This is a genomic window from Bradyrhizobium sp. AUGA SZCCT0105 (genome assembly GCF_018129565.1).
GTDB lineage: Bacteria > Pseudomonadota > Alphaproteobacteria > Rhizobiales > Xanthobacteraceae > Bradyrhizobium.
This window is the reverse complement of the sequence record NZ_JAFCMK010000002.1, coordinates 436,465-460,390: the sequence shown is the minus strand read 5'-3', so window position 1 is coordinate 460,390 and position 23,926 is coordinate 436,465. Positions and strand designations below refer to the sequence as shown.

General features: G+C 64.4%; 25 protein-coding genes and 1 pseudogene. 10 read left to right on the top strand and 16 right to left on the bottom strand.

Annotated elements, in window-relative coordinates:
* Positions 1–9: 9 nt before the first annotated feature.
* Both JQ573_RS11225 and JQ573_RS11220 read right to left on the bottom strand, forming a co-directional pair.
* Entirely contained in the window at positions 10–2,250 is a 2,241-nt protein-coding gene (locus JQ573_RS11225) for an alkaline phosphatase family protein (protein WP_212309978.1), read from the bottom strand.
* A 344-nt stretch (positions 2,251–2,594) separates the two neighbouring features.
* Positions 2,595–3,086 carry a PaaI family thioesterase gene (locus JQ573_RS11220; RefSeq protein ID WP_212309977.1) on the bottom strand — a complete coding sequence of 164 codons (492 nt, stop codon included), beginning with the start codon at positions 3,084–3,086 and terminating at the stop codon, positions 2,595–2,597.
* A gap of 186 nt (positions 3,087–3,272) precedes the next feature.
* On the opposite strand from JQ573_RS11220, the gene purL reads away from it, so the two are divergent.
* Positions 3,273–5,504 carry a phosphoribosylformylglycinamidine synthase subunit PurL gene (purL, locus tag JQ573_RS11215; protein WP_212309976.1) on the top strand — a complete coding sequence of 744 codons (2,232 nt, stop codon included), beginning with the start codon at positions 3,273–3,275 and terminating at the stop codon, positions 5,502–5,504.
* 106 nt (positions 5,505–5,610) lie between these two features.
* Here the strand turns inward: purL and JQ573_RS11210 are convergent, their stop codons facing one another.
* Positions 5,611–5,871 (bottom strand): GlsB/YeaQ/YmgE family stress response membrane protein, encoded by a 261-nt coding sequence (locus JQ573_RS11210; RefSeq protein WP_092115308.1) that lies wholly within the window; start codon positions 5,869–5,871, stop codon positions 5,611–5,613.
* A gap of 130 nt (positions 5,872–6,001) precedes the next feature.
* Entirely contained in the window at positions 6,002–7,186 is a 1,185-nt protein-coding gene (locus JQ573_RS11205; RefSeq protein ID WP_212309975.1) for an acyltransferase, read from the bottom strand.
* A 186-nt stretch (positions 7,187–7,372) separates the two neighbouring features.
* On the opposite strand from JQ573_RS11205, the gene JQ573_RS11200 reads away from it, so the two are divergent.
* Positions 7,373–7,546, top strand: coding sequence for a DUF1328 domain-containing protein (locus JQ573_RS11200; protein WP_021077845.1), 174 nt, complete (start codon positions 7,373–7,375; stop codon positions 7,544–7,546).
* Between the two features lie 126 nt (positions 7,547–7,672).
* Here JQ573_RS11200 and JQ573_RS11195 read toward each other — a convergent pair whose 3' ends face one another.
* Positions 7,673–8,032 carry a DUF427 domain-containing protein gene (locus JQ573_RS11195; RefSeq protein ID WP_212309974.1) on the bottom strand — a complete coding sequence of 120 codons (360 nt, stop codon included), beginning with the start codon at positions 8,030–8,032 and terminating at the stop codon, positions 7,673–7,675.
* 210 nt (positions 8,033–8,242) lie between these two features.
* Between JQ573_RS11195 and JQ573_RS11190 the strand changes: the two genes are divergently transcribed.
* Both JQ573_RS11190 and JQ573_RS11185 read left to right on the top strand, forming a co-directional pair.
* The gene (locus JQ573_RS11190; RefSeq protein WP_021077843.1) at positions 8,243–8,479 is read left to right on the top strand and encodes a BolA family protein; all 237 of its coding nucleotides are present in this window, start codon (positions 8,243–8,245) and stop codon (positions 8,477–8,479) included.
* Positions 8,480–8,507: 28 nt separating this feature from the next.
* A complete protein-coding gene (locus JQ573_RS11185; protein WP_212309973.1) occupies positions 8,508–9,689 on the top strand; it encodes a low temperature requirement protein A in 1,182 nt (393 codons plus the stop codon).
* A gap of 9 nt (positions 9,690–9,698) precedes the next feature.
* Here the strand turns inward: JQ573_RS11185 and JQ573_RS11180 are convergent, their stop codons facing one another.
* From JQ573_RS11180 to egtB, 3 genes are read right to left on the bottom strand one after another with little or no spacing between them, the layout of a single operon-like run.
* Positions 9,699–10,094 carry a DUF4345 domain-containing protein gene (locus tag JQ573_RS11180; protein ID WP_212309972.1) on the bottom strand — a complete coding sequence of 132 codons (396 nt, stop codon included), beginning with the start codon at positions 10,092–10,094 and terminating at the stop codon, positions 9,699–9,701.
* A 28-nt stretch (positions 10,095–10,122) separates the two neighbouring features.
* The gene (gene egtD / locus JQ573_RS11175; RefSeq protein ID WP_212309971.1) at positions 10,123–11,091 is read right to left on the bottom strand and encodes an L-histidine N(alpha)-methyltransferase; all 969 of its coding nucleotides are present in this window, start codon (positions 11,089–11,091) and stop codon (positions 10,123–10,125) included.
* A gap of 53 nt (positions 11,092–11,144) precedes the next feature.
* Complete coding sequence (egtB, locus tag JQ573_RS11170; protein WP_212309970.1) at positions 11,145–12,398, bottom strand: ergothioneine biosynthesis protein EgtB; 1,254 nt, start codon at positions 12,396–12,398, stop codon at positions 11,145–11,147.
* Positions 12,399–12,690: 292 nt separating this feature from the next.
* Between egtB and grxD the strand changes: the two genes are divergently transcribed.
* The 4 genes from grxD to JQ573_RS11150 are packed head-to-tail and all read left to right on the top strand — an operon-like array spanning position 12,691 to position 16,171.
* Positions 12,691–13,023, top strand: coding sequence for a Grx4 family monothiol glutaredoxin (grxD, locus tag JQ573_RS11165; RefSeq protein ID WP_212309969.1), 333 nt, complete (start codon positions 12,691–12,693; stop codon positions 13,021–13,023).
* On the top strand, positions 13,020–13,571 hold the full coding sequence (locus JQ573_RS11160) for an O-acetyl-ADP-ribose deacetylase (RefSeq protein WP_212310741.1): 552 nt from the start codon (positions 13,020–13,022) through the stop codon (positions 13,569–13,571). Before grxD ends, JQ573_RS11160 begins: the two co-directional genes overlap by 4 nt.
* 49 nt (positions 13,572–13,620) lie before the next feature.
* Positions 13,621–14,907, top strand: coding sequence for a serine hydrolase (locus JQ573_RS11155; protein ID WP_212309968.1), 1,287 nt, complete (start codon positions 13,621–13,623; stop codon positions 14,905–14,907).
* Between the two features lies 1 nt (position 14,908).
* Positions 14,909–16,171 carry a serine hydrolase gene (locus tag JQ573_RS11150; RefSeq protein ID WP_212309967.1) on the top strand — a complete coding sequence of 421 codons (1,263 nt, stop codon included), beginning with the start codon at positions 14,909–14,911 and terminating at the stop codon, positions 16,169–16,171.
* Positions 16,172–16,191: 20 nt separating this feature from the next.
* On the opposite strand, the gene JQ573_RS11145 is transcribed toward JQ573_RS11150, so the two are convergent.
* The 8 genes and pseudogenes from JQ573_RS11145 to murI all read right to left on the bottom strand — a co-directional run bounded on the left by JQ573_RS11145 (position 16,192) and on the right by murI (position 22,055).
* Positions 16,192–17,259 carry a low specificity L-threonine aldolase gene (locus tag JQ573_RS11145; RefSeq protein WP_212309966.1) on the bottom strand — a complete coding sequence of 356 codons (1,068 nt, stop codon included), beginning with the start codon at positions 17,257–17,259 and terminating at the stop codon, positions 16,192–16,194.
* A 40-nt stretch (positions 17,260–17,299) separates the two neighbouring features.
* Entirely contained in the window at positions 17,300–17,578 is a 279-nt protein-coding gene (locus JQ573_RS11140) for a type II toxin-antitoxin system RelE/ParE family toxin (protein WP_312011458.1), read from the bottom strand.
* Positions 17,575–17,802: a hypothetical protein gene (locus JQ573_RS11135; protein WP_212309964.1), complete on the bottom strand. Its 228-nt coding sequence runs from the start codon at positions 17,800–17,802 to the stop codon at positions 17,575–17,577. Before JQ573_RS11135 ends, JQ573_RS11140 begins: the two co-directional genes overlap by 4 nt.
* Positions 17,803–17,935: 133 nt before the next feature.
* Positions 17,936–18,553 carry a 30S ribosomal protein S4 gene (gene rpsD / locus JQ573_RS11130; protein WP_092115295.1) on the bottom strand — a complete coding sequence of 206 codons (618 nt, stop codon included), beginning with the start codon at positions 18,551–18,553 and terminating at the stop codon, positions 17,936–17,938.
* A gap of 268 nt (positions 18,554–18,821) precedes the next feature.
* Positions 18,822–19,607, bottom strand: a complete 786-nt coding sequence (locus JQ573_RS11125; protein ID WP_212309963.1) for an acyltransferase — start codon at positions 19,605–19,607, stop codon at positions 18,822–18,824.
* 117 nt (positions 19,608–19,724) lie between these two features.
* Positions 19,725–20,113, bottom strand: a pseudogene (locus tag JQ573_RS11120) (cupin domain-containing protein).
* Positions 20,114–20,420: 307 nt separating this feature from the next.
* Positions 20,421–21,197 (bottom strand): HpcH/HpaI aldolase/citrate lyase family protein, encoded by a 777-nt coding sequence (locus JQ573_RS11115; RefSeq protein ID WP_212309962.1) that lies wholly within the window; start codon positions 21,195–21,197, stop codon positions 20,421–20,423.
* Between the two features lie 60 nt (positions 21,198–21,257).
* Positions 21,258–22,055 (bottom strand): glutamate racemase, encoded by a 798-nt coding sequence (murI, locus tag JQ573_RS11110; RefSeq protein ID WP_212309961.1) that lies wholly within the window; start codon positions 22,053–22,055, stop codon positions 21,258–21,260.
* 172 nt (positions 22,056–22,227) lie between these two features.
* Between murI and JQ573_RS11105 the strand changes: the two genes are divergently transcribed.
* Entirely contained in the window at positions 22,228–22,800 is a 573-nt protein-coding gene (locus JQ573_RS11105; protein ID WP_212310740.1) for a cytochrome b, read from the top strand.
* A 113-nt stretch (positions 22,801–22,913) separates the two neighbouring features.
* A complete protein-coding gene (locus tag JQ573_RS11100) occupies positions 22,914–23,915 on the top strand; it encodes an agmatine/peptidylarginine deiminase (RefSeq protein WP_212309960.1) in 1,002 nt (333 codons plus the stop codon).
* Positions 23,916–23,926: the final 11 nt, after the last annotated feature.

The window sequence follows — 23,926 nt, the reverse complement described above, 5'->3', positions numbered from 1 at the left end:
CGAAGGATCCTAGCGCAGGACCTCGCTCAGTACCTCGCCATCGACCTGGTGCGGTGTGGTGCCGAGGAGCCGCATGACGGTCGGCGCCACGTCGATATTGCGCATGTGCCGCACCACGGTGTCCTTTCGGATCTGCGGCCCCGCGGCGATGAACGTCGCGCTCATTACCGGAAGCTCGGGATCGTGACCGTGGGCGCCGTAGAAATTCGGCATCGACAGCGCGGTGGTTGCCGCATTGAACGGCGCGTCGCCCTGGCGCGCGACGCCGGGATTCTGCACGCCGTCGAAATTGTAGCCGGGCGCCATCAGCGCGAACACGTCGCCATAGTCCTGGCCGACGGTCTTGCTGGTGCACTGTCCGGTACCGGCGTCGCACTGCAGCGGCCGGGTCTCGACGACGGTGAAGATGCGCTGCTCCTTGAGTGAGTAGTTGAAGCGTGCATTGGGGTCGACCGCGTTCTTCACCGCATCGGTGATCTGCGCCACCAGGCTACGGTAGGTCGCCAGATCGACGGTGCCGCCGAGCTCGCGGTTCTGCAGGTTGACGTAGATGTCGGCGGCCGGGCCGGAGGTGCGGATTCCGACCTTGCTGGTGTCGATGCCGGCGTTGCGGAGGATGTTGGTGAGATTGACCGAGGTGTGGAACGGCGCGAAGCCGTGGTCCGACACCACGACGACGTTGCTGTCACGGCCCGCCGCATCGGCAATCTGCTTCACCGCCCTGTCGGCGGTCTGGTAGGCGAAGCGGATGTAGGAGGCGTATCGCTTGACCTTGGCGGGATCCTGGTTGGCGCCGATCGAATTCGGGTCGGTCGGGTTGGTGCCCTGGCGCGGATCGGTGAGCAGGAACTGATGCTCGGAGCCGTCGGGCTGCTCGATATAGACCATGACGAGGTCGGCGTCCGGATGGGTCTTGATCGCGCGCTCGCCGATATTGGCCTGGTAGCGCACGAAGGTCTTCACCATGTCCTCGTACATCGTCTCGATCTCGACGTCGGGGAAATTGGTGAAGCCGGGGCTCAGGCGCTCCGGAATGCGGAAGTCGGCCTGCGGACGCCAGAACCCGATATTGTTGTTGATGTCGTCGACATCGGCGAGCACGGGCGTGTTGCGCGGGATGAAGTTGGCGCCGTAGCGGGCGAAGCGCACCACCGAGAGGTCCGGCGAGAGCGCCGAGACGAAGTAGGCGGCGCCGACCTTCGCGCCGCTGCCTTCGAAGAAGAACGGTGCGTTCTCGCCGCCGAACTTGACGTAGGCCGGTCCGGTCGACGGTGCGTGGAACGGTCCTGCGGTGATGCCGCTGTTCGCATCGAAGAACACCAGCGTGTCGTAGTTCACCTTGCGGTCATTGGTGGTGTCGATGGCGGCGACGCGGATCGAATATTTGACGTCGAGCGTCGCGGCATTGGTGCAGGTCGCGGTTGCCGCCGCGGAACATGAGAACGTCTCGATCGGCGCCGAGGTCACCAGCACCGGGCTGAACGAGAAACGGCCGGCAGCCTGCAGCGCCGCCACGATGCCCGGATCGGTCGTGAAGTCGCTGCGCGACAGCGAGAAGCCTTGCGCACCGATGCCGCCGAACGCGCCGAACGGCACCGTGAAGTCGGTCACGCGGGTGGGCTGGGCCGGCTGCACCACGGTCTTGTTGATGGAGATGTCGGCGCCGTCGCCGCCGGGCCACGTCGCGGTGACGACCTTCTTGCCCTGCTGGCGCAGCTGCACCCACAGCGGTTGTGCCGTCGGGTGCGCCGACGGCCCGAGCGGGCTTTCGTTGTAGCCGCCGATCGGCGCCGCGAAGCCGCTGATGCTGCTGGAGATAGGGCCGACGATCGGCTCGAACGTGTTGGAAGGGATGTCGTTATGGACCGCCGTCGAACCGGTCGCGATCGCAATATGCGAGACCGCGGTGAGCGACGGTGACGCCGTCACGTTCTGCAGCGCCACTGCGCCGCGCCGGCTGAGCCGGGCGAGGCCGCCGTCGCGCGGCAGCACGCCTTCCTCGATGAATTTCTGAATGAAATCGGGCTTGGCACCATCGAGCGAGATCATCACCACGCGCGGCTTGCGGCCATGATGGTCGCCATCATGGTCCTGGTCCTGGTCCTGATCCTGATCGTGACCGCGCGACTCGCCGACGCCGCGATCGCCATTGTCGCCGTCCTGGCCGGCGCGCGCCGGAGTTGCAACGCACGCCAGCGATGCGACAAGCGACATCACCGACGTGACGGAAACAAACGTCTTCAATTTCATGAGAATGCCCCAACCTCGCTGCGCGAATGCACAAACAGAAACCGTTCAGCAATCTTCGAGGGCTTGGCTGACGTGCATGTGACGCGCGCGCGACGACGCAACGACAGCAGGTCGTCGCGTCACAACCTGCGTTTGAATGCTTCACGCGAAGAACGCGCGTGAACACAACGCGCTAGCGCGGTGCTGTCGATTCAACCCGCGGCGATGTAACGGTTGGATGACGGCGGGTGTCCACAGACACGAAGCGTTTCGCGCGAAGTGGGTAGCGGTTCGCGTAAAGAAAACGCGTCGACGAAAAATCTGGAGCCCGTTCCGATTCAATCGGAACGGCCTGCTAGCGCGCTTTAGGCTGTCGTCGCCGCCGGCGCCTTGCGCTTCGTCCGCTTGATGGTGCCGGAGAAGCTGAACAGCGGCCGCTCGGCCGATGTCAGCATGCCGCGCACGAAGATCAGCGATCCGCCGGCGCGCGTGACCTCGCCGGTGCATTCGATCAAGGCACCCTCGCGGGCGGCGTCGAGGAATTCCGAAGCGAACGAGACCGTGACCCCGGGGCCCTGGAGCACCGGGGAGGCGAGCGCGAACAGGCAGTAATCCGCGAAGGTCATGAGGCAACCGCCGTGGACGTTGCCGGAGCCGTTGAGGTGCTTCGGGCCGACGCGGAACGCGCAGGCGATGCGGCCGTTCTCGTCCATGCGGTGGTAGAATGGGCCGGTATGGGTCTCGTAACTGTCCCGGGTCCAGGTTCGCCAGCCGGCGAATTCGCCTTCGGTCTCGACGTGCAGGTCGGGGCGGCGGTTGAATGCCGTGGTGAGTGCGGTCTTGGCGAGCTCGTTCACGAAATCTGGCCTTCAATTATCGGGTTCGGGACCTTAAATCCGATCCATCCCCATTGTGCAAATCCCAGGTGCAATTCCGGGCTGCAAATCCCGGGCCGCGTCCAACCGCCGCAAAGCTCTGGACAGGCCGGAAATGGGCCGTAAAAGGCCTTTTCGCCCCCGTTCGATCTACCTATTAAGGGTCCCATGACCGCGCCCAAGAACGAGCCCAAGAACGAACCCAAGATCACCCCCGAACTGGTCGCCGCCCACGGGCTGAAGCCGGACGAGTATGAGCGCATTCTGAAGCTGATCGGGCGGGTTCCGACCTTCACCGAGCTCGGCATCTTCTCGGCGATGTGGAACGAGCATTGCTCGTACAAGTCGTCGCGCATCCATCTGCGCGGGCTGCCCACCAAGGCCCCCTGGGTGATTCAGGGCCCCGGCGAGAATGCCGGCGTGATCGATATCGGCGGCGGCCAGGCCGTGGTCTTCAAGATGGAGAGCCACAACCACCCGAGCTACATCGAGCCCTACCAGGGCGCGACCACCGGCGTCGGCGGCATCCTGCGCGACGTCTTCACCATGGGCGCCCGCCCGATCGCCTGCCTGAATGCGCTGAGCTTCGGCGCGCCCGAGCACCCCAAGACCCGCCATCTGGTGTCCGGCGTGGTCGCGGGCGTCGGCGGCTACGGCAATTCGTTCGGCGTGCCGACGGTCGGCGGCCAGGTGCGCTTCCACACCCGCTATGACGGCAACATCCTGGTCAACGCGATGGCAGTCGGCCTCGCCGACGCCGACAAGATCTTCTACGCGGCGGCCTCCGGCGTGAACATGCCGATCGTCTATCTCGGCTCCAAGACCGGTCGCGACGGCATCCATGGCGCCTCGATGGCGTCGGCCGAATTCGACGACGCCTCCGAGGAGAAGCGCCCGACCGTGCAGGTCGGCGATCCCTTCGCGGAGAAGCTGCTGCTGGAAGCCTGCCTCGAGATCATGGCGGCCGATTGCGTGGTCGCGATCCAGGACATGGGCGCGGCCGGCCTGACCTGCTCGGCGGTCGAGATGGGCGCCAAGGGCGATCTCGGCGTCGACCTCGATCTCGATGCGGTGCCGACCCGCGAGACCGGCATGAGCGCCTACGAGATGATGCTCTCGGAGAGCCAGGAGCGGATGCTCATGGTGCTCAAGCCCGAGAAGGAGAAAGAGGCCGAAGCGATCTTCCGCAAATGGGGGCTCGATTTCGCCATCGTCGGCTACACCACGCCGAGCAAGCGTTTCGTCGTCAAGCATGGCGGCGACGTGATGGCCGATCTGCCGATCAAGGAGCTCGGTGACGAGGCGCCGGTCTATGACCGTCCGCACGTCGCATCAACTGCGCTGCCGGTGATCCGCGGCCAGGACGTCAAGCCGCCGCTCGGGATCGCAGAGGCGCTGACCAAGCTGATCGGCACGCCCGAATTGTGCTCGAAGCGCTGGGTGTGGGAACAGTACGACCACGTCATCCTGGGCAATACCATGCAGCGTCCCGGCGGCGATGCCGCGGTGGTCCGCGTCGAGGACGGGCCGAAGGGGCTTGCGCTCACCGTCGACGTCACGCCGCGCTATTGCGAGGCCGATCCGTTCGAGGGCGGCAAGCAGGCGGTGGCGGAAGCCTGGCGCAACATCACCGCGGTCGGTGGCCGGCCGCTCGCCATCACCGATAATCTCAACTTCGGCAATCCGGAGCGGCCCGAGATCATGGGCCAGTTCGTCGGCTGCCTGAAGGGTATTTCGGAAGCCTGCCGCGCGCTGGATTTCCCGGTCGTGTCCGGCAACGTCTCGCTCTACAACGAGACCAACGGCCGCGGCATCCTGCCGACGCCTTCGATCGGCGGCGTCGGCCTGCTCGACGACTTCACCAAGTCCGCGACCCTGGCCTTCAAGGCGGCCGGCGAGGCGATCCTGCTGGTCGGCGACACCCAAGGCTGGCTCGGCCAGTCGGTCTACCTGCGCGACGTCTGCGGCCGCGAGGAGGGCGCCCCGCCGCCGGTCGATCTCGCCACCGAGAAGCGCAACGGCGACGTGGTGCGCGGCATGATCCACGCCGGCACCGCGACCGCGGTGCATGACGTCTCCGACGGCGGGTTGCTGATCGCGCTCGCCGAGATGGCGATCGCAAGCGGCATCGGCGCGCAGCTCTTGGCGGCGCCGTCCTCGATCGTGCCGCATGCCTATTGGTTCGGTGAGGACCAGGCCCGTTACATCGTCACCGTGCCCGCGGCCGACGCCGGTCTCGTGCTGGCCAAGATGAAGGGCGCCGGCGTGCCCTGCGCGCGCATCGGCACCACCGGCGGCGACGCGATTGCGGTCGCCGGCGAGCCGCCTGTGACGATCGAAAGCCTGTCCCGCGCCTTCGAGCACTGGCTGCCGAACTATATGCACAACACCGCCGCCTGATCCGGCAGGATCAGGCGCTGCGGCGCGAAGCAACCCTTTCAATAGCGCGATGAATCCATCATCGCGCTATTTTCTTCTGTTCGACCGCGATCCCTGCGGATCAAGCCTACGTCGCGCCGCGGATCGCGCGCCACGCAAAGATGATGATGCAGGCGCCGATGAAGCCGGCGACGAGAAAGCCGATCCATCCGCCGCCGAGCGACACGCCGAGCAGACCCAATAGCCAGTTCGCCAGCGTGGCGCCGACGATGCCGAGGATGATATTCATGAAGATGCCGGTTCCGGTCTTCATGAACATCTCGGCGAGCCAGCCGGCCAATCCGCCGACGATGATTGCGGCGATCCATCCAACTTGAGGGTCGTTCATCCGAGGACTCCTTGATGTCAGCAGTTCGACCAGCATAACCGAGAATCACGTCGCGGCATGTGACCAATGGCAGGTTGTGCGCAACTTGTCGGCCGCGAGGTCATGATGGGACGACGCATCATAACCGAAGCTAAAGCACGAATTTGGCGCCCGGCAGCTTGCGCAGCACGGCGGTGGCGGCCCAGCTCAGCGCCACGGTGGCGAAGAACGCGATCGCGGCCTTGGCGATTGCCGGCAATTCCATATCGAACAGCCAGTATTGCAGCCACAGCACGATCGGATAGTGCACCAGGAACATGCCGTAGGCGTCGCCCTGCATGCGGTCGAGCAGCGTCGGTCCCTGCGCCTTCGATTGCAGGAAGTAGGCAAGGATCGCAAACAGGATCGAGGCGCTGAACAGCACGTAGAAGGTGCCGTAGGACGCGAGATACCAGCCCGGCAGCGGGTCGGGGTTACCGATGACCCCGCGCTTGATGTAGATCATCACCCACATCAAGCAGTAGGGGATCAGCGTGATGCCGGTCCAGAACCAGCGCCGCTCGGTCAGCCGTCCGTTTGCGCTGAGCAGGCCGCCCTCGAGGTTCGCCGCCCCGATCCCCGCACCGATGAAGAAGTAGGACGCATAGAGCAGCACCCGGCTCGCCTGCACCGAGAACGGTCCGAGCTCGAACCAGTAGTTCTGGCCGTAATGGACCAGCATCGGCAGATAGGCGGCGGCACTGACGACGACGAGGAACAGCCAGAACTTCGAGGGACGTTCAAATCCCTTGATCGACAGACGGTTGATCGGCTCGAGCAGGTGCGACGACACCCGGTACAGCACGCTCGCCGTCACGTCGAAGGTCATCAAGACCCAGACGAACCAGATCGGGCCGCTCGGCCAGGGCCCGAAAATCATGGTCTTCCACCAGAATTCGGAGAAGGTCAGCTCCGGCGTCGCACGCAGCGCGATCGCGTAATAGGCGATCGGAATCACGGTGAACGCGCAGATCACGAAGGGCAGGCCGAGCCGCAGCAGCCGGTCGCGCAGGAAGATCAGCCACGGCTTGTGGCCGAGCCCGGGCCAGACGAACAGCCCCGACAGGAAGAAGAACATCGCCATGAAGAAGCTGTCGGTGGCGAGCACCACGCAGTCGAAGCCGATCCAGGACGTCGGGTCGGTGTGCCCGAAATGGGTGTAGGGGATCACCGCGTGATGCAGCAGCACGACCAGCGTCAGGAAGGTGCGTGCACGGTCCAGGGCGACGTTGCGCTTGTGGAGCTTCGGTGCTGCCTGCACGTCGACGGCCGGAGCCGCGTGAGCAATCGATTTCATGGTGCCCCCAGCCGGGTCTGCAGCCGGATGTTGCAATCGGGAACCCGATTCAGCAAGGCCCAATCGTCCCGATTCCGTGGTGTCGAGGTCGGTCATTTCAGTGGATCTGTTTCGTTCTGGAACCGGGGTCGGTGGCGGGCGTTGTCGGGCGGACGCGCAAGGCGCGCGCGGTTTGTGGAGCGAGCAATGACACTGCTGAAATGGGCGTTGGTCTTCCTTGTCGTCTCGATCATCGCGGGCCTGCTCGGCTTCACCGGCATTTCCGCCGCCTCCGCCGACATCGCGCGTTTCCTGTTCTACGTGTTCGTCGTGATCTTCCTGGTGCTGCTGATCCTTGGGCTCACGATATTCAGGGTCTAGCGGCGATCCGGCCGAACGCTTCCGTCGCCATGCGCGGGCCTCGCCCGGGCATTTCCGTTTTCAGCTTGGATGGCACGAACCAAAACCGCCGGTCGAGGCCCGGCGGTTTGCGGCAGGCGTGACGGTCTATGCGACTTCCTCGATCTTCACCTTGTCCGGATAGAAGGCGAGGTGGCCGGCGATCTCGGTCATGGCCGGAAAGGGCTCCTCATAGGTCCAGATCGCATTGTCCAGCGTCTTGCCGTTGGCCTTGATGCTGAAATAGTTCGCATCCCCCTTATAGGGGCAATGCGTGGTCCGCTCGGTGCGGGTCAACAGCTCCATGTTGGCGTCCTGCCGGGGGACGTATTGCACGGCCGGATAGCTCGCTTCCTTCAAGGTCAGCGCATGGGTGGTCTCGGCGATGACGACGCCGTCGGCGGTGATGCGGACGCGCCTGGCATTGGGCGTGATCGTGATCGGATGGTCGGGGCCGGGGAGCTTCATGATTCTGCGCCTCTTCTGGTCATTTCGGCGTGATGGCTTGTGACCGATTGATGCAGGTTTAAATCGCTGGGAATGGGAATATAGTGTGCCCCAGGATGACCTAGAAGACCTCAAGCGCCGGGTTTTATCTGAGGTTTTATCTTGGGTTTTGTCTTGGTTTTCCTGGCCGAATCGGCCCTGATTCGAATGACCTGACGGAGGTGGACTGGGATGCCGATGGACGCCCGTGATATCGAATCGATGATCAAGGCAGCGATCCCTGATGCCGAGGTGACGATCCGTGATCTGGCCGGCGACGGCGACCACTACGCGGCCACTGTCGTTTCCGAGTCATTCCGCGGCAAGTCCCGCGTTCAGCAGCACCAGATCGTCTACCAGTCGCTGAAGGGCCAGATGGGCGGCGTGTTGCACGCGCTGGCCCTGCAGACCGGCGTGCCGGAAGGCTAGCCCCGGCAACCGCGCGGGGGCCCAAGCGATGGCAGATAATCCGCGCGGCGCGATGTTTCGCGTTATCGTGCCGAACCAGCACAGCCGCGTCACCAATGCCGAGCTGTTCTTCGACCTCGTCTTCGTCTTCGCCGTCACGCAGCTGTCGCACACGCTGCTGCACCACTTCACCCCGCTGGGCGCGGTGCAGGTCACGGTGCTGTTCCTCGCGGTGTGGTGGGTGTGGGTCTACACCACCTGGGTCACCAACTGGCTCAATCCTGACCTGACGCCGGTCCGCCTGCTGCTGTTCGTGCTGATGCTGGGCGGGCTGCTGCTGTCGACCTCGATCCCGTCGGCCTTCGAGGGCCGCGGGCTGTGGTTTGCCGGGACCTATGCAGCGATGCAGGTCGGCCGCACCGCGTTCTGGCTGCTGGCGACGCCGCGGCACCGGACCGCGGTGCGCCACAACGCAATCCGTATCCTGACCTGGCTGTCCTGCTCGGCCGTGCTCTGGGTTCTCGGTGGCTTTGCCGAGCACGAGACGCGGATGTGGCTCTGGATCGCGGCGCTGGCCATCGAGTACGTCGCGCCGGCTCTGCGGTTCTGGACCCCTGGGCTCGGCTTCTCCTCGATGGAGGCCTGGTCGGTCGAGGGCGGCCATATGGCCGAGCGCTGCGCCGGCTTCATCATCATTGCGCTCGGCGAGGCGATCGTGGTCGACGGCGCGACCTTTGCCGATCTGACCTGGACGCCGGAGAATGTCGCGGCGTTCATCTCGGCGCTGGTCGGCAGCATCGCGATGTGGTGGATCTATTTCCACAAGGGCGCCGAGGCCGGCGCGGACATGATCTCCAGGTCGGAGGAATCCGGCCGCGTGGCGCGGATCGCCTACACCTATCTGCACATGCCGATCGTCGGCGGCATCATCCTCACCGCAGTCGCCGACGAGCTGGTGCTGAAGCACCCGTCCGGCCATTCCGACCTGAAGACGATCGTGAGCTCGGTCGGCGGCCCCGCGCTGTTCCTGGTCGGGACCATCCTGTTCAAATACGTGATCCGCAACTTCCTGCAGCTCTCGCACGGCATAGGCATCGCGGCACTGGCGATCACGGCCTATTTCGCCCGCGAGATGTCGCCGCTGGTGCTCTCGATCGTCACCACCGCGATCATGATCGTGGTCGCGGCGTGGGAATCGATCTCGCTGCGGTCGAGCGGGGAGGAAGAATAGCGCGGGTCGCTACCTGCGATCGGCCGTGGCCACGCGGTGCTGCCAGTAGACGAACAGCGGGGCGCCGATCACTTCGAGCGCGGTGAAGCCCACGAAGGGCAGCGGCGGGAGGCCAACCATCACCATCGACAGCAGCCGGCCGATGCCGCCGAGGAAGATGCCGCCCCAGACCACGCGGAACAGCACGCTCTCGCTTTCGATGCGCGGCACCAGCCAGAGCAGAGCAAGGCCGAGACCGAGCCAGACCCCGCCGAAGAAGCGCAGATTGCTGTCGAGCACCTGCAGCGCCGGAACGCCTGACGAGGCGTAGAGCGGGTCGCTCACGCCGAGCATGGTGATGATGCCGGTCAGGACAGGGACGAGGGCGAGCAGCACTGTTGCGATCTGCAGCGCACGCCGGCCCATGACTATGCCCCATCCCCCGGTTTTGGTTTTAGTCCGCGACCAAAGCGTGCACCGAGAACATGGTGTTGGCGTCGGTCCAGCTGTCGCGCACCGTCCAGCCCGCGCTGCGGGCGAGCGCGGTGAAACGCTCGAGCGAGTATTTGTAGCTGTTCTCGGTGTGAATGCTCTCGCCCGGACGGAACGCGAAGGTGTTGCCGAGGATGCGCACGGTCTGCGCCTTGCGGCTGATCAGGTGCATCTCGATGCGATGGCGGTCGCGGTTGTAGATCGAGCGGTGGGTGAAGCCCGACAGGTCGAAATTGCCGCCGAGCTCGCGGTTGATCCGAACCAGCACATTGAGGTTGAAGCGCGCGGTGACGCCGGCCGCGTCGTTATAGGCGTCGTACAGCACGCGCTCGTCCTTCTCGAGATCGACGCCGATGATCATCTGCGCGCCGTGGCCGAGGATCTTGCGCGCGCTGCGCAGGAAGGCCAAGGCCTCGCTTGGCTCGAAATTGCCGAGCGTCGAGCCCGGGAAGAAGCCGACCTTCGGCATGTCCGCGACCGCCTCGGGCAGCGCGAACGGCGTGGTGAAATCGGCCGCGACCGGATAGATGCCGAGACCCGGAAAATCCCGGCGCAACCCATCGGCCTGGGCCTTGAGGAAATCGCCGGAAATATCGACCGGCACGTAGGCTGCGAATTCGCAGTGCTCGAGCAAGAGGCGCACCTTGGTGGTCGCGCCGGCGCCGAACTCGACCAGCGCCGCGCCGTTCGGAATGATCGCGGCGATCTCGCTGCCGCGGTCGCGCAGGATGCCGAGCTCGGTGCGCGTCGGATAATATTCCGGCAGCACCGTGATCTGCTCGAACAGCTCCGAGCCGGTGGCGTCGTAGAAATATTTCGGCGACAGCCGTTTCGGGTGACGGGCGAGATCGCCGATCACATCGCCGGCAAACGCCGAGGTCGCTTCGTCGAACGGATACGCTTTGGCCAAAGCGGCGGCATGCACATTCATGATACTCTCCCGAACGCGCTTACCGACGCGTCATCGATGTCGACAGGACTCAATCAGGCATAGTCGGCGAGGCGTAACCCCGTGAATTGCCAGCGATGGTGCGGATAGAAGAAGTTGCGGTAGGTGACACGACTGTGACCGGCCGGCGTCGCCAGCGACGAGCCGCGCAGCACGAGCTGGTTGACCATGAACTTGCCGTTGTACTCGCCGAGCGCGCCTTCGATCGCGCGGTAGCCCGGGTAGGGCGAATAGGCGCTGCGGGTCCATTGCCAGACGATGCCGTAGGCGTCGTTGAGCAGGCCGGCGCGCGCCGCGACCTCCCATTCCATCTCGGTCGGCAGATGCTTGCCGGCCCAGCGGGCGAAGGCGTCGGCTTCGTAGTAGCTGACGTGGCAAACCGGAGCCTGCGGATCGATCGGCTGCAGACCGCCGAGCGTCATGATCTTCCACTCGCCGTCGATCTCGCGCCAGTGACCAGGCGCCTGCCAGCCCTCGTTGGTCACCGTGCCGAAGCCATCCATCAGCCACAGCGTGGCGGTGGAATAGCCGCCGTCCTTCATGAAGGCGAGCCAGTCGGCATTGGTGACGAGGTTTTTCGCGAGCTTGACCGGACCGACCAGCGCGCGATGCGCGGGCTTCTCATTGTCGAAATGGAAGCTGTCGTCGGCGTGGCCGACGGTGTGGATGCCCTCGTTGAGCGTCACCCATTCCTCGGGCCCGCGCTGCGATGCCGGGAAGTGCCACGCCGGATCGTAGGCCGGCGGGATCGGGTTCTGCGCGAAGGCATGCAGGATGTCGGTGTACATCAGCTCCTGATGTTGCTGCTCGTGATTGAGGCCGACCTCGACCAGCGGCACCAGCGCCGCGAGCTTGTCCGTCGGGGCAGCCTGGAAGAATTTCACCACCTCGTCGTCGACATGGCGGCGGTAGGCGGTGACTTCGTCTGATGTCGGGCGGGTCAGATGGCCGCGCTGGTGGCGGGCATGCCTGGGGCCGGCGCTGACGTAATAGGAATTGAACAGATAGGCGTAGTCCGGGTGGAACGGCGTGTAGCCCTTGTCGTGCTCGCCGAGCAGAAACTGCTCGAAGAACCAGGTCGTGTGGGCGCGGTGCCACTTGGCGGGGCTCGCATCCGGCATCGATTGGATCAGCTGGTCTTCCGCCGACAGCGGTGCGGCCCGGCGCTCGGTCTCGTCGCGGACCGCGCGATAGGCGTCCACGAGCCGCTGCGCGAGCGATCCGGATTCGGAAGACAATGACGGGGAGGTGCCGGGAATGGCGGCCGCGGCAGAGGCTGGTTTCGTCAACGATGGTCTCCGATTCAAGGGGAGAACGTTGCTTCGGTAATCTGGTTCCAGACGGACAGTTCGTCCTAGATAGGGGCTCCGTTACGGGAAAAAAGCCTCCCCCATGATGATATTGGGCCCGTCAGATAATCCCGGCCCTTTTTGCGGTGCCGTCCGGCCCCCGCCGCATGCCAGATTTCCGCCATTTTGCTTTGGATGCACAATGGTTTGAGCTACATATATAGCCAGTCACGGGTTAGAAGGGTGGGCCGGCCCACAAGGCTTGAGAGCGCCGCCCCCGAAGGAAGCGAAAATGAGCATCGAGCAATTCATCGACAACGAAGTGAAGTCGAACGACGTCGTGCTGTTCATGAAGGGCACGCCGCAATTCCCGCAGTGCGGGTTTTCCGGTCAGGTCGTGCAAATCCTCGACCACATCGGTGTCGGCTACAAGGGCCTCAACGTTCTCGAATCGGCCGAGCTGCGCGACGGCATCAAGGTCTATTCGAACTGGCCGACGATTCCGCAGCTCTATGTGAAGGGCGAGTTCGTCGGCGGTTGCGACATCATCCGCGAGATGTTCCAGGCCGGTGAATTGCAGCAGCTGTTTGCCGACAAGGGCATCCCGGTCGACGTGGTTGCCTGACCTTGACGGCGCGCCAGATCGGCAAGGCGCGGCTCGAAGTCATCGTTACCGACATCACGACCCTGCGCGTTGACGCCATCGTCAACGCGGCCAATTCGTCGCTGCTTGGGGGCGGCGGCGTCGACGGCGCGATCCACCGCGCCGCGGGGCCGGACCTGGTCGCCGAATGCCGTATGCTTCACGGTTGCAAGTCTGGCCAGGCCAAGATCACCAAAGGGTATCGGCTGCCTGCCAGGCACGTCATCCATACGGTCGGCCCGGTGTGGAATGGCGGCAAGCTCGACGAGGACAGTCTGCTTGCATCCTGCTATCGCCGCTCGATAGAGCTGTGCGAAGAGCACGGGCTTGAGTCCGTCGCTTTCCCTGCGATCTCCACCGGCATCTACCGCTTCCCCGCGGATCGCGCCGCCGGCATTGCGGTCAAAACTGTCGTCGACGCCCTGGCAACCGCACCCGGCGTCACGCTGGTGATCTTCTGCTGCTTCTCGGCCCAGAGCGGCGAGCTGCATCAGGAGGCCCTGGACGCCTTCGGGAGCCCTTGTGCCTGATGATACCGCCGCTACACTTCCCCGTGATTTCCGGGGAGGGATAGTTCAAATGCATTCATTTCGTTTGACGTGCGCCGCCGCAGCAGCCGCGGTGTTGCTGGCGGCATCGTTGGCGTACGCACACACCGAGGGCACCTACGAGATTCCGGCGGGCGCGCATTTCAACCCCGACAAGCTCGCCAAGATCAGCGAGTTCTTCAAGAACGAGGTCGCGACCGGAAAAATTCCCGGCGCCATCGTCCTGATCCAGCAGCACGGCAAGCCGATCTATCACGAGGCCTTCGGCGTGCAGGACGTGGTCAGCAAGGCGCCGATCACCGACCAGACCATCTTCCGCCTGGCCTCGATGTCCAAGTCGATCACCGCCGTGGTCTCGATGCAGCTTCTGGAGGAGGGCAAGTACAAGCTCGACGATCCCGTCTCGAAATACATCCCGTCCTTTGCCAATGTGAAGGTCGGCGTCGAGAAGAAGGCGGAGGACGGCACCAAGACGCTCGAACTGGTGCCGCCAGAGCGGCCGATGACGATCCTCGATCTGATGACGCATACGTCCGGCATCACCTACGGGTTCTATGGTGATAGCCTGGTCCGCAAGGCCTACAAGGACGCCGATATCTACGGCGGAGATTTCGATCTCGCCGAATTCGCCGAGCGGATCGCCAAGCTGCCGCTGCACAACCAGCCCGGCGCGCTCTGGCAATACGGCCATTCCACCGACATTCTGGCGCGCGTGATGGAGGTGACTACCGGCGAGAAGCTCTCGACGATCGAGCACGAAAGGCTGCTCGACCCGCTCGGCATGAAGGACACCGGCTTCTTCGTCACCGATCCCGAGAAGCAGAAGCTAATGGCCCAGCCGATGCCGAACGACAGCGACTTCCGGGTCGGCCGGGTCAACGATCCGACCAAGGTCAAGAAATGGGAATCCGCCAGCGGCGGCATGGTCTCGACCATGGCGGATTATTCGCGCTTCGCGCAAATGCTGCTCAATGGCGGCACCCTCGACGGCAAGACCATCCTGAAGCCCGAGACGTTCAAGGAATTGACGACCGATCGTGTCGGCCCGGGCTCCGGCGTTGCGCGCGACGTGTTCTATTTCCCCGGCGACGGCTTCGGCTTCGGGCTCGGGATCGCGGTGCGCACCGATCCGGGCAATGCCAAGCCGCCGCCTCCAGGCGATCTCGGCGAACTGAAATGGGACGGCGCCAGCGGCTGCTATTACATCATCGACCGCAAGCAGGACTTCTTCTTCGTCCTCCTGGAGCAGACGCCGACCGAGCGTCAGCGCATCCAGCGGACGCTGAAGCAGCTCGTCTATGAAGCCATGGAGAATTGATATGCATGGGTGCCGCGCGCTCATCGCGGCACTCGCGGTCGCCCTCGTCGCAACGGTTGCGCAGGCCGGCTCCGCGGGCCCGGCCGCGCACAGCTTTTCTCCGGAAGGCCTCGCCAAGGTCTCCGACTATGTCAGGAACGAGATCGCGAGCGGGAAGATCCCCGGCGCGATCCTGCTGCTGCAGCAGCACGGCAAGCCGGTCTACTACGAGAATTTCGGGGTTCGCGACGTCGCAACCGAATTGTCGATGAGCGCGGAAACCATCTTCCGTCTCTATTCGATGTCGAAGCCGATCACGTCAGTCATCGCGATGATGCTGGTGGAGGAGGGCAGGCTCGCTCTCAGCGATCCGGTGTCGAAATACATCCCGGCCTTTGCCGACATGAAGGTCGGCGTCGAAAAGCGCGGCGATGAGGGCAAGGCGACGATGACGCTCGAGCCGCTCAAGCGTCCGGTGACGATCGAAGACCTGATGCGCCACACGGCAGGACTGCCCTACGGCTATTATGGCGGCGGTCTCGTGAACAGGACCTACGCCGATGCCGGCCTGCTCGACAACGATCCCGACAATGCCGAATTCGCGGCGCGGCTCACCGCGCTGCCGCTCGCCGAGCAACCCGGCACGCAATGGGATTACGGCCATTCCACCGACGTGCTCGGCCGCATCATCGAGGTGATCACAGGTAAATCCCTGTTTCAGGTCGAGAAGGAGCGGCTGCTCGGCCCGCTCGGCATGAACGAGACCGCATTCTATGTTGCCGACCGGGCGAAGTGGCCGCTGATCGCCGAGCCGACGCCGAAGGATCGCATCATCAGTCCGGTCGCCGACGTCAGCGACCCGCGCCAGCCGCTGCGACGGGAATCCGGCGGCGGCGGCATGGTCGGCACCGTCGGCGACTATGCGCGCTTCTCGCAGATGCTGTTGAACGGCGGCAGCTATGGCGGGAAGCGCTACCTGAAACCGGAAACCATCGCGCTGATGGCGTCCGATCACATCGGTCCCGAAACCGGTGTCGTGCGCGACAAGAACTATTATCCGGGGCCGAACTCCGGCTTCGGCCTCGGTTTCGCGGTCCGTACCTCGGTGCCGCCGAACACGTCCTGGCCGATCGGCGAATATCGCTGGGACGGCGTCGGCGGGACGTTCTTCTTCATCGACCCCGCCGACGATCTGTTCGGGATCTTCATGGTGCAGACGCCGTCACAGCGCGGCCGGATCCAGCAGGAGCTGAAGACGCTGATCTATCAGGCGATGGGGCGCTAGCTGCTCACCGGGCTACGGATCTACGCCCCGCGGACGATATCTCTGACGTGACCGACCGCTTCCTCGATCATCGCGGCCGTGACGTCGAGATGCGTGCAGGCCCTGATCCGGCCGTCCATCATTGCGAGCGTCACCCCGCGCTTGCGCAGCTCCGCGACCATCTTGTCGCCGGAGACGCCGGCGCCGTCGGGCTTGAAGAAGACGAGGTTGGTCTCGGGCGCCTGCACCGCGATGCCGTTGATCTGCGCCAGTCCTCGCGCCAGCGCCCGCGCATTGGCATGGTCGTCGGCGAGGCGGTCGACATGGTGATCGAGCGCGTAGATGCAGGCGGCGGCACAGACGCCGGACTGCCGCATCGAGCCGCCGAGCCGCTGCTTCCAGCGCCAGACGTCGTCGATGAAGGCGCGGGTGCCGGCGATCACGCCGCCGATCGGTGCGCCGAGTCCCTTGGAGAAATCGATCCAGGCGGAATCCCAACCCGCCGTCATGTCGCGCGGCGCGATGCCTGAGGCGACGGTCGCGTTCAGGAGGCGCGCACCGTCCATGTGGGTCACAAGCCCGTGGTCCTTGGCGATGCGCACGACCTCATCCAGCGCGGTCTTCTTCCAGATCGTGCCGCCGCCGATATTGGCGGTCTGCTCGACGCTGACGAGCACCTGCGGCGGCTGGTAGCGGGTGCGCGGATGCAGTGCGGCGCGGAAGGTCTCCGGCGTGAACTGGCCGTCGTCGCCCGGCAGTTGCGTGATCTGGAAACCGCCGAGCGCGGCATGCGCGCCGCCCTCGCGGGCGATGATATGCGCGGTCGCGTGCGCCAGGATCTCGTCGCCGGGGCGGCAATAGGCCAGTGTCGCCGCGACGTTGCACATCGTGCCCGACGGCATGAAGACGGCGGCCTCCTTGCCGAGCAGATCGGCGACGCGGGCGTTGAGCTCATTGGTGGTCGGATCGTCACCGACTTGCTCGTCGCCGACCTCGGCCTTTGCCATCGCCTCGCGCATTGCCGGCGTCGGCTTGGTTTGCGTGTCCGACAACAGGTTGATGCGGACGGCGGGCGCCTTGGGATCGGGCCGGGCAGGGGTGTAGTGCATGCTTTCCTCATCGCTCCGCGCTGGGTGGGCGGATTCGCTGCTAGCGTATTGGTCTCCGTGCAGCGTGACGAAACCGCATAACGATAATCTCGGTCGGCGTCACGCGATAGTCGATCAGGTACGGATATGGCGTGGCCGGCAGCCGGCGGACGCCTGGACGGCTTGTCGCGCGCCCCGCACGGGGTTGTTCCTGCAGCAGCGTGACAAGGTCCAGGATGCGGTCGCGAATGTGGATTGCCCCTTGAGGCGATCGTGCCTCGACATAGGACAGCGCTCGATCAATCTGAACAAGTGCGCGTTGCGTATAGCGGACGTTCACAGCCCGTGCTTGGTCCACATCGCACGAACTTCCTCGGCCGTTGCCAATTCGCCGCGCGCAATCTCGGCGTCGGCCTCGGCCAGATCGGCGTCCTCTTCCGGCGTCAGCTGGAGCGGCGGTTGGTCGACACCGGCAAGCTGCAGCATGATACGCGCGAGCTCGTCCTGCTCCGTGTCAGGCAAATTTGAGACTGTGTCGAACGCCTGTTCGAGTAACCGGGTCATCGGCAAGAATCTCCGTGGGCAGCGATCTGCCAAGTCGTGCGCATGCAAGTCCTCGGTATAATAGTCGTCTCACGCTCAAACAAAAAGGCCCCGGCAAAACCGGGGCCTTTCGGATCTCGCAACGCTGCTGTGATCAGCGCGAATAGAATTCGACGATCAGATGCGGCTCCATCTGCACCGGGAACGGCACGTCGCCGAGCGCCGGGATGCGGACGAATTTCGCGGTCATCTTGCCATGATCGACTTCGAGGAAGTCGGGCAGGTCGCGCTCGGGCAGCTGGGCGGCTTCCAGCACCGGGGTCAGCTGCTTGGAGGCTTCCTTGACCTCGATGGTGTCGCCGACCTTCAGCTTGTAGCTGCCGATGTTGACCTTGCGGCCATTCACCTTGACGTGGCCGTGGTTGATGAACTGGCGCGCAGCGAACATCGTGGCGACGAACTTGGCGCGATAGACCACGGTGTCGAGACGGCGCTCGAGCAGGCCGATCAGGTTCTCGCCGGTGTCGCCCTTCAGGCGGCTGGCCTCGACATAAATGCCGTGGAACTGGCGCTCGGAAATGTTGGCGTAGTAGCCCTTCAGCTTCTGTTTGGCGCGGAGCTGCACGCCGAAGTCGGAGAGCTTGCCCTTGCGGCGCTGGCCGTGCTGGCCGGGGCCGTATTCGCGGCGGTTCACAGGGCTCTTCGGGCGGCCCCAGATGTTCTGGCCCATGCGGCGATCGATCTTGTACTTCGCCTCACTGCGCTTTGTCATCGCGTCCTCTTTGATAGCCGTCGCACGAAGCGCCCGGCGTTTTGTCAGTTTCAGGTTTGAGGAGACGCGCCCTCCTGTGTACCGGCCAAAAGGCCCGTACCGACAGGTCCGCCTCGAAAGCTCGGGGAGAACCACGGGTCGCGAAACGCATCGCGGGCCGAAACCGGCCCGCGAGCAAGGGTGGTCTTAAGGAGAAAGTCCGGCTCTGTCAAACAAAACGCAGGCCGATTTGGGCCGAATCGGCGTCAAAATTAGCCGGTTTCACAGCTCAAAGCCGGGTTCCGACGGCCCGGACCGGTCGGGCGTCGGCTTGCGGCCGGATCGCGCCCAATTCCGCGGCGATTTCGCCGCCGAGCACCTGCTCGAGCCGGGTCAGGGTTTTGGCGATCAGGGCGGCGTCGCAGACCAGATGGTCCCAGCGCAGCACCACATCGACGGTCAGGTCCGGCTTGATCACGCCATAGCTCAGCAGGAATGGCCCGGGGCTCAGCGCGTGCAATTCGCCCGGGCCGTAGGCCGCGACCGATGTCACGCCGAAGTTGCCGCAGAAATTGGCGCGCTGCCGGCCGAAATTCAACCCGATCGCCCAAGCCAGGCGTCGCAGCGGAAACGGAAGGCGCGTCACGCAGAGTATTTTGCGGAAGGAGGGGATTTCGTGGAGCGGCGCGGTCTTGGCGCGCCGGATCAGCGCATCGACATCACCAAGCGCCATCTCATCGGCACCCCGGACGCGTTCGAACAGCACGCATTCCTCGCCCTTCTCAACGCGCGCAATCGCCACCATGCCGACGCTGCACGGCAGCTCGTAGAGACAGGGCCAGGGCCATTTGACGTGCAGCGTGCGCAGGGTCGGTTCGGTCTTGGCGACCAGCGCGAATGCCTTGACGAAGATCGAGGCCCAGCCTGGCGCCTGCGCCACGCGTGCGCGGGCCTCCACCAGCGTACGAACGTTCAGCGAGCGTGTCAGGGAGACGAACGGCACGCCGGCCGACGCGTACATCAGATCGGCGACGAGACGGCGCGGCAATGAAATCCGACGAAATTTACCGCGCATCTGTTCGGTTCATATCCCTGCAATCAGGCAAAAATCAAAAGCCCGGCGAGCGCGGATGGTTGCTCGCCGCACCTGAAGCCAACATGAACCAACTGGTCGGAGGCCAACAGGTTCGGCTCACGGCGCCGGTTTGGCCAAGGGCTCGCCGGCCTTGATCACGTAGACCCCTAGCACCTTGAGCGGCTTGTCGCCGGAAGTTTTGGCATCGTGCACCGCACCTTCCGGGATCTGGTAGGAATCGCCTGCCTTCAGCTTCAACGGCGGCTTGCCGTCGATCACAAGTTCCAGCTCGCCCTCGAGCACATAGCCGGTTTCAGCGCCGGGATGGCTGTGACGACCCGACGCACCCCCGCTGGAACCTCGGCAATCGCCGTGACCGTGTTGTAGCCCGCCGATAAATCGACCTTCTGCAGCGGTGTCCGCTTGATGCCGCTCTGCTGCGCAAAGGCAGCGCCGGCACCGGCAAAGGCAATCACGGTAAGACCAAGCAGCAAGTTCCTGAACATGCATTTTCCTCCCAAGGCGCGAAAGCCTAGCAGCGCGGAATCGCGGCGGAAGGCAAGCGTTGTGTGATCTGCGGTTTCGACATTGGGATTAGTTAGTCCGTTCATCCAATAGCGCAGGCTATCGTGGAATCATGCGCGGCCTTGATTACGCGGGGCTTACAAGCTGCTTCGGCAATTGCCGTGCTCACCCACAGGCACGATGCTGAAGGCACGCCGCTGAGCGTCGCTGTGGCTCCTCGATGACGTGATTGGAACCCGCTCGTCGGCAGGTGAGCGCGCGAAGCGCGTGGTCAGCCACGCGTCACGCCTACCGCTTGATCCCGGCGAACGCGGCGGCGATGCCGCGCTGGAACAACGACCAGTCGAAGCCGAGCGCGAGCGCGAGGTAACCCCGCTCGATCATCGCATTGGCCTGCTCGGCGGTGCGAGCGACGCCGCCGATCGGCACGCCGCTCTTCAGGATGCCTTGTTCGGCGCGCTGCATCAGCGCGACCACTTCGGGATCGTCTGCTAGCCCGCGCTTGTTGATCGAGGTGGCGAGATCGCCGGGCCCGATCACCGCGAGGTCGATGCCTGGTGTCGCCATGATCTCGTCGATCCGGTTGACGGCATCGACATGCTCGATCGTGATCATGCAGATCATGTCGTCGTCCGCGGTCGCCATGTAGTCGTTCATCGAGACGCCCCAACGGAACGGCGCATGGAACGGGCCCCAGAGCCGGTCGCCCTTCGGCGGATAGCGCACGCTGCGCGCAGCCTTCTCGGCGTCGCCGCGGTTGCAGATCATCGGGAAGTTGATGCCGAGCGCGCCGATGTCCATCGGCGCCTTGGCGAGGTGCGGCTCGTTGGCGGCGATCCGCACCATCGGCACGCATGGCGTGCCTGACGTGGCCACGATCATCCCATGCGCGGTGCCGAGATCGATCGGGCCATGCTCGAGATCGACGATGATCCAGTCCAGCGACTGCGCCATGATCTGCACGGTCTGGATGCTCGGAATGGTCGCGATCGCGCCGAAGGTCGGGCGCTTGTCGCGCCACGCCTTGCGCAGGCGGTTGAGCGGCGTCAGCGGTGCTGAGGTCAATGCAGTGCTCCCTCGATGAGGCGAGGGGAAGCTAGCAGCACATGGCGACGGCGAAAAGGATCAGGCCGGGACACGGCCGCCGAAGAAGGGCGTCAGCGCTTCGGTCAGTCTGTGCGGGCGCTTCGAGGTGAAGATCATCTCGGCGCCGGCCTCATCGCTCTCCATGCCGGCCGGGCCGAGCAAATCGGCGACGCGGCGGGCGATCGCGGGCGCCGGATCGATCCAGTCGACCGGCCAGGGCGCGAGCCTGGTCAGGCGTTCCAGCAGCAGCGGATAATGCGTGCAGGCGAGCACGACGGTGTCGGTGCGGGCGGGGTCATTGGCGCCGTCGCCGACGAAGCAGGGCGCGAGCTCGGCCACGATGTCCTCGTCGCGCACCTTCTCGCCGCTGAGCGCGGCTTCGGCGAGCGAAGCGAGCTCACCGGAGCCGACCAGCGTCACCTCGCAGCCCTGCGCGAAATCCGAGATCAGCTTGCGGGTATATTCCCGTTTCACGGTGCCTCTTGTGCCGAGTACCGAGACGCGCCTGGTCTTCGACGAGGCGCAGGCCGGCTTGATCGCTGGCACCGTGCCGACGAAGGGCAGGCGATAGGCATCGCGCAGGTGCGACATGACCAGGGTCGATGCCGTGTTGCAGGCGATTACGACGAGATCGGGCGCGTGGGCCTCGATCAGCTCGCCGACCAGCGGTACCACCCGGGCGATGATCTCGTCCTCGGTATGGTGGCCATAGGGGAAGAAGGCGTCGTCGGCGACATACACATAGTGCGCGTCGGGCCGGGCCCGAACGATCTCGCGCAGTACGGTGAGGCCGCCGAGGCCGGAATCGAAGATGAGGATGGTCGGGGGACTGGACACGGTGAAAAGTCTATCCGAAGCAGGGTTACCATTCAGTTGTTTTGGCTACCCGGCCTCTGCGGCCGACAAAAGGCGGTGAAGCCGGGAATTTCATATGGCCTTGACCAATCCCTGCAAGTATCACGGCAAACTATTGCTGCGACGTGCGAAATCCAAACGGGGCAACTCGACCATGATCCGCAATACGACCGCGAGCTGGGGCTCGCTCGCCCGCGCGTTCCACTGGGTGCTGGGCATCACCATCATCGGCATGCTGGCCTATGGCTGGTGGATGAACCACTTCCCGGCACGGGCGGACAAGTTTTTCTACCGGTCGATCCATGCCGATATCGGCTATCTGGTGCTGCTGCTGACCGTGCTGCGGCTGCTCTGGCGCGGCGTCAATCCGACGCCGGCGCTGCCGGCCGACATGCCCTCCTGGCAGCGGATCGCCGCCCACGTCAGCCATGGCGCGCTCTATGCCGTCACCATCCTGGTCGCGATGCTGGGCTGGGCGCATTCCGGATCACGCGCGCAGGATTATTCGAGCTTCTTCGGCCTGTTCCACGTTCCCCAGATCACCTCGCCTGACAAGGCGGCGGCGGATGCCTATGAAGGTCGCCACATCTTCTTCGCCTATGTGCTGCTCGCGCTGATCGTGCTGCACCTCGCCGCGGTCGCCTTCCATCATTTCGTCAAGCGCGACCGGGTCGCGGCGCGGATGCTGGGGGCGGGCGAGGCCGATCGAGCTCAAGAGGCCCGCTAGCGCGGCACCGCGCCAAGGCTGCGGAATTGCGCCAATCTTGCGATGAATATGGAACGGCTATCTCGGCGGGAGGGCCTATGAATGATACTGTAAGAGATCAAACACGATGGCGCATGCCAGACGAAGGCGCCCCGCATGCTGCCACCTGGATGGCCTTTGGCGCCGAGGTGGAGCTCTGGGGCACCAAGCTCCTTCCCATCGTCAGAAATAATGTCGCCAGCGTTGCCAAGGCGATCGCGGTCTATGAGCCGGTGAAGATGCTCGTGCGCGAGGAGGATTACCACATCGCCGCGCGACTGTGCGGTCCCTCGGTCGGCCTCGTCGTTCAACCGCTCGATGATGTGTGGCTGCGCGACACGGGACCGGTCTTTGTGAGCAATCCTGCCGGGCAACTCGGCGCCGTCGGTTTCAATTTCAACGGCTGGGGCAACAAGCCGCAACCTTATGCACGTGATGCTAGGGTAGCAGAGCATCTGGCTGGAGCCGCGCAGGCAACCTTCTTGAAAGCCGATCTGGTGCTGGAAGGCGGCGGGATCGAAGTCGACGGTGAAGGAACAGCTATCATCACCGAGAGCTGCGTCCTCAACCCAAATCGCAATCCCGGTGTGTCGAAGGACAAATGCGAAGCCGAGCTGTCTCGCCTGCTTGGGCTGGACAAGATCATCTGGCTGCCCGGCATCGCCGGCAAGGAGATCACCGACGGCCATACCGACTTCTATGCACGCTTCACCAGCCCAGGCGTTGTTGTCGCAGGCCTTGAGATGGACCCGTCGTTTGACGACGACTACGGGGTCACGAGAGAGCACCTGAAAATGCTGCGCGCGTCGACGGATGCAAGAGGTCGACGCCTGAAGGTTGTGGAGCTGCCAGGTCCAACGACGGTCCGTCCAAAATACGGCAATGAGGACGATTTCGCCGCCGGATATATTAATTTCTATGTCTGCAATGGTGCGGTGATCGCCCCGGAGTTCGGCGACCCGGCAGCCGACCGCAACGCGTGCGAGAGGTTACGCGAGCTGTATCCGGGCCGGGAGATCATCCAGCTCAACATCGACGGCATCGCTGCCGGCGGTGGCGGCATTCACTGCACCACGCAACAGCAGCCGCGTTCGTGATGCGAGCGGCC

What these genes read in the sequence shown, in the direction of transcription:
- JQ573_RS11145 (WP_212309966.1), bottom strand. Translation starts at nt 17,259, where the DNA reads ATGCACTACACCCCTGCCCGGCCCGATCCCAAGGCGCCCGCCGTCCGC.
- egtD (WP_212309971.1), bottom strand. Translation starts at nt 11,091, where the DNA reads ATGAATGTGCATGCCGCCGCTTTGGCCAAAGCGTATCCGTTCGACGAA.
- JQ573_RS11155 (WP_212309968.1), top strand. Translation starts at nt 13,621, where the DNA reads ATGCATTCATTTCGTTTGACGTGCGCCGCCGCAGCAGCCGCGGTGTTG.
- JQ573_RS11100 (WP_212309960.1), top strand. Translation starts at nt 22,914, where the DNA reads ATGCCAGACGAAGGCGCCCCGCATGCTGCCACCTGGATGGCCTTTGGC.
- JQ573_RS11195 (WP_212309974.1), bottom strand. Translation starts at nt 8,032, where the DNA reads ATGAAGCTCCCCGGCCCCGACCATCCGATCACGATCACGCCCAATGCC.
- JQ573_RS11190 (WP_021077843.1), top strand. Translation starts at nt 8,243, where the DNA reads ATGCCGATGGACGCCCGTGATATCGAATCGATGATCAAGGCAGCGATC.
- JQ573_RS11185 (WP_212309973.1), top strand. Translation starts at nt 8,508, where the DNA reads ATGGCAGATAATCCGCGCGGCGCGATGTTTCGCGTTATCGTGCCGAAC.
- JQ573_RS11105 (WP_212310740.1), top strand. Translation starts at nt 22,228, where the DNA reads ATGATCCGCAATACGACCGCGAGCTGGGGCTCGCTCGCCCGCGCGTTC.
- rpsD (WP_092115295.1), bottom strand. Translation starts at nt 18,553, where the DNA reads ATGACAAAGCGCAGTGAGGCGAAGTACAAGATCGATCGCCGCATGGGC.
- purL (WP_212309976.1), top strand. Translation starts at nt 3,273, where the DNA reads ATGACCGCGCCCAAGAACGAGCCCAAGAACGAACCCAAGATCACCCCC.
- JQ573_RS11210 (WP_092115308.1), bottom strand. Translation starts at nt 5,871, where the DNA reads ATGAACGACCCTCAAGTTGGATGGATCGCCGCAATCATCGTCGGCGGA.
- JQ573_RS11180 (WP_212309972.1), bottom strand. Translation starts at nt 10,094, where the DNA reads ATGGGCCGGCGTGCGCTGCAGATCGCAACAGTGCTGCTCGCCCTCGTC.
- grxD (WP_212309969.1), top strand. Translation starts at nt 12,691, where the DNA reads ATGAGCATCGAGCAATTCATCGACAACGAAGTGAAGTCGAACGACGTC.
- JQ573_RS11200 (WP_021077845.1), top strand. Translation starts at nt 7,373, where the DNA reads ATGACACTGCTGAAATGGGCGTTGGTCTTCCTTGTCGTCTCGATCATC.
- JQ573_RS11225 (WP_212309978.1), bottom strand. Translation starts at nt 2,250, where the DNA reads ATGAAATTGAAGACGTTTGTTTCCGTCACGTCGGTGATGTCGCTTGTC.
- JQ573_RS11135 (WP_212309964.1), bottom strand. Translation starts at nt 17,802, where the DNA reads ATGACCCGGTTACTCGAACAGGCGTTCGACACAGTCTCAAATTTGCCT.
- JQ573_RS11205 (WP_212309975.1), bottom strand. Translation starts at nt 7,186, where the DNA reads ATGAAATCGATTGCTCACGCGGCTCCGGCCGTCGACGTGCAGGCAGCA.
- JQ573_RS11125 (WP_212309963.1), bottom strand. Translation starts at nt 19,607, where the DNA reads ATGCGCGGTAAATTTCGTCGGATTTCATTGCCGCGCCGTCTCGTCGCC.
- JQ573_RS11150 (WP_212309967.1), top strand. Translation starts at nt 14,909, where the DNA reads ATGCATGGGTGCCGCGCGCTCATCGCGGCACTCGCGGTCGCCCTCGTC.